This is a genomic window from Pseudomonas sp., assembly GCF_050739995.1.
GTDB lineage: Bacteria > Pseudomonadota > Gammaproteobacteria > Pseudomonadales > Pseudomonadaceae > Aquipseudomonas.
The window spans coordinates 1-3,336 of sequence record NZ_JBOICG010000234.1 but is presented as its reverse complement, the minus strand read 5'-3'; the positions used below and the strand labels follow the sequence as shown (position 1 = coordinate 3,336).

General features: G+C 56.1%; 4 protein-coding genes. 2 read left to right on the top strand and 2 right to left on the bottom strand.

Annotated features, from left to right (window positions below; genetic code table 11):
- Together ACRESD_RS07980 and ACRESD_RS07975 are read right to left on the bottom strand one after the other, a co-directional pair.
- On the bottom strand, positions 1-196 hold a 196-nt coding region (locus ACRESD_RS07980), incomplete at its 3' end, for a DUF1654 domain-containing protein (protein WP_431750425.1).
- A gap of 176 nt (positions 197-372) precedes the next feature.
- A complete protein-coding gene (locus tag ACRESD_RS07975) occupies positions 373-1,461 on the bottom strand; it encodes an asparaginase (RefSeq protein WP_065903702.1) in 1,089 nt (362 codons plus the stop codon).
- A gap of 564 nt (positions 1,462-2,025) precedes the next feature.
- Between ACRESD_RS07975 and ACRESD_RS07970 the strand changes: the two genes are divergently transcribed.
- Both ACRESD_RS07970 and ACRESD_RS07965 read left to right on the top strand, forming a co-directional pair.
- Complete coding sequence (locus ACRESD_RS07970) at positions 2,026-2,982, top strand: sugar ABC transporter substrate-binding protein (protein ID WP_431750424.1); 957 nt, start codon at positions 2,026-2,028, stop codon at positions 2,980-2,982.
- A 57-nt stretch (positions 2,983-3,039) separates the two neighbouring features.
- A partial coding sequence (locus ACRESD_RS07965) for an ATP-binding cassette domain-containing protein (RefSeq protein ID WP_431750423.1) occupies positions 3,040-3,336 on the top strand: 297 nt, incomplete at its 3' end.

The window sequence follows — 3,336 nt, the reverse complement described above, 5'->3', positions numbered from 1 at the left end:
CGAGAGTGACGTTATCGTTCTCCGCGATTTCTTCCAGCAGGCGCTCCCATTCACTCACCGGTTCATCCGGCAAACGGAATATCAACGCGGCCTTGGCTTTCTGGGCGTTGGTCGAATTGATGATTTTTTGCACACGAAGGGCCAGGCGTTCGTACGCATCAGGCGGTGTGGGCGTTGCGGAAGAGGACTTTGCCACGGACGTATCCTTAATAAGCTGTACGCACATACAGTATTTAACTGTGAGTGATTTCGCAACTGCTTAAATTTCAAGAACTTCGTCTGACAGCTGTTTAAGAGGATTGGTGTAGGGCGAGAGTTTTGATTGAGGGGGAGATAGGGGCGGTCAAGCCCCTATCGAGGTGTCAGCGCGAATCAGTATTCCCAGAACATCCGCTGCAGCTCTTTGCTGTCTTGGGTCTTGGTCAATGCGACCATGGCCAGGATGCGGGCTTTCTGTGGGTTCAGGTCATGGGCGGCCACCCAGTCGTATTTGTCGTCAGGTTGTTCGGCATTGCGCAGAACGAAACCGCCGGCATTTACGTGGGAGGAGCGGATGATCTGTACGCCTTGCTTGCGCAGTTCCTGCAGGGCAGGAACGACCTTGGAAGACACCGAACCATTACCGGTGCCGGCATGGATGATGGCTTTTGCGCCGGCCTGCGCCAGGGCCTTGACGGCGGTGTCGCTTACGTTGCCGTAGCCATAGGCAATTTCCACATCCGGCAGGCTCTTGATGGTCTTGATGTCGAACTCCGAATCCATGGTGTGGCGCTTGGCAGGTAGGCGGAACCAGTAGGATTTGCCTTCAACCACCATACCCAGCGGGCCCCATGGGCTTTTGAACGCTTCGGTCTTGATGTTGATCATCTTGCTGACATCGCGACCCGACTGGATCTCGTCGTTCATGGTGACCAGCACACCTTTGCCGCGCGCATCTTTGCTGCCGGCTACGGCCACGGCGTTGTACAGGTTGAGCATGCCATCAGCCGACATGGCGGTGCCTGGGCGCATCGAACCGACCACAACGATTGGCTTGTCGGTTTTTTCGACCAGGTTCAGGAAGTAGGCGGTTTCTTCCAGGGTGTCGGTGCCGTGGGTGATCACGATGCCATCCACGTCCTTGCTGTCGGCCAGTTCGGCCACGCGGCGGCCCAGTTGCAACAGGTTTTCGTTGTTGATGCTTTCGGACGCAATTTGCATCACTTGTTCGCCACGCACATTGGCGATCTGGCTAAGCTCAGGAACGCCGGCGATCAGTTGTTCGATGCCGACTTTGGCCGCCTGGTATGTGGCACTGTTGGCCGCACTGGCGCCGGCACCGGCAATGGTGCCGCCGGTGGCGAGGATCACCACGTTGGACAGTTTGGTCTTGGTTTCAGCTTCCTTCGCCTGGGCGGCAACGGGGAACAGCAGCAGAAGGGCGAGGGCGCCCGGAACAATGTTCTTCAGTGCAGATTTCATTATTTTTCTCTCTGGTTTTTGATGAGTGCTGGTGCAGGTTCATCTAGAACACCCGGGCGGTTCTGAACGCCTCAAGGTTCCGAGAAAGAGCAGGATTTGTACCAGGCGGATTGTGTGTGCGGATATAAATTAACGTATTGATTTAAAACAATTTAATTTTGATTTATAAATGAATGAAGCGAGCTGTTGTCCGGCTTTCCGAACAGTGGGCTAGTATTTCGTTCGGTTGTCCGAAAATCATGATGGGATATCCATGGCGGGTGTATGACCCTGGCGTAACAGCCTGTCGTTTTAGAGAACGATCCGGACAGGACGATGTTTAAACGCATCACTGGATGGGCGTCGAGGCAGTGGCTGAATACCTTGAGTGAAAGACTGCTCTCACCCGTTGACAAATCTCGGCAAGGTTCTCATAGTTTGAGTAACGCAAACGTTTGCGAGATGTTTCACGGAGTGCTCCTTGAGTATCGTGGCCGCTCGTATCAGCCGCCCGGGTGGGAAGGCTGCCGAAGGGATCTTCGGAGCAAGCGTTGCTCACAATAATCATAAGATCGGAGTGAACCCATGAAGCTGCCATTTGCTGGACGTCTTCTTGCTGTCGCTGTGCTTGCTGCCGCATCCGCTGCCCTGCCTCTCTCCTCTGCATTTGCCGATGACGCCGCCAAACCCAAGGTCGGCCTGGTCATGAAATCCCTCGCCAACGAATTCTTTGTCACGATGCAGGACGGCGCCAAGACGTACCAGAAAGAACACGCCGCCGATTTCGACATGATCACCAACGGCATCAAGAACGAAACCGATACCAGCGCGCAGATCGATATCGTCAACCAGATGATTCTCGCCAAGGTAAACGCCATCGTGATCGCGCCAGCTGACTCCAAGGCACTGGTCACCGTGTTGAAAAAAGCCTCGGATGCCGGCATCAAGGTCGTCAATATCGACAACCGCCTTGATCCGGGCGTGTTGAAAAGCAAAAACCTCGACATCCCGTTCGTAGGCCCGGACAACCGCAAAGGTTCCAAGCTGGTAGGTGACTACCTGGCCAAGCAACTGACCTCGGGCGACAAGGTCGCAATCATCGAAGGCGTGCCGACCACCACTAATGCCCAGCAACGCACAGCAGGCTACAAAGATGCGATGGACGCTGCGGGTATGAAGATCGTCTCTACCCAATCCGGCAACTGGGAAATCGACCAGGGCCAGAAAGTGGCTTCCGCAATGCTGAGTGAATATCCAGACCTCAAGGCGCTGCTGGCCGGCAACGACAACATGGCCCTGGGGGCTGTCTCTGCCGTACGCGCGGCAGGCAAGGCGGGTAAAGTGCTGGTGGTTGGCTACGACAACATCGAAGCGATCAAGCCGATGCTGCAGGACGGTCGTGTACTGGCGACCGCCGACCAGGCCGCCGCCCAGCAAGCCGTGTTCGGTATCCAGAACGCGCTCAAGTTGGTCAAGGGTGAGAAAGTCGATGCCAAAGACGGCGTGATCGAAACCCCGGTCGAACTCGTCCTCAAGAAGTAATCCTGGCAGCACCCAATAGCGTCCGCTCGTCCTGAGCGGACGCCTGGAGATTTTCCTATGTCATCTTCCGCCCCGAACGCTGTCCTCTCGGTCAGCGGTATCGGCAAGACTTATGCGCAACCGGTTCTATCCGACATCACCCTGACGCTCAATCGAGGGGAAGTGCTGGCGCTGACCGGCGAGAATGGCGCGGGTAAAAGCACGCTGTCGAAGATCATCGGTGGGCTGGTCACGCCGACCGCCGGGCACATGCAATTCAACGGTCAGGATTACCGTCCAGGCAGCCGCACCCAGGCCGAAGAGTTGGGCGTGCGCATGGTCATGCAAGAGCTCAACCTGCTGCCGACGCTGACC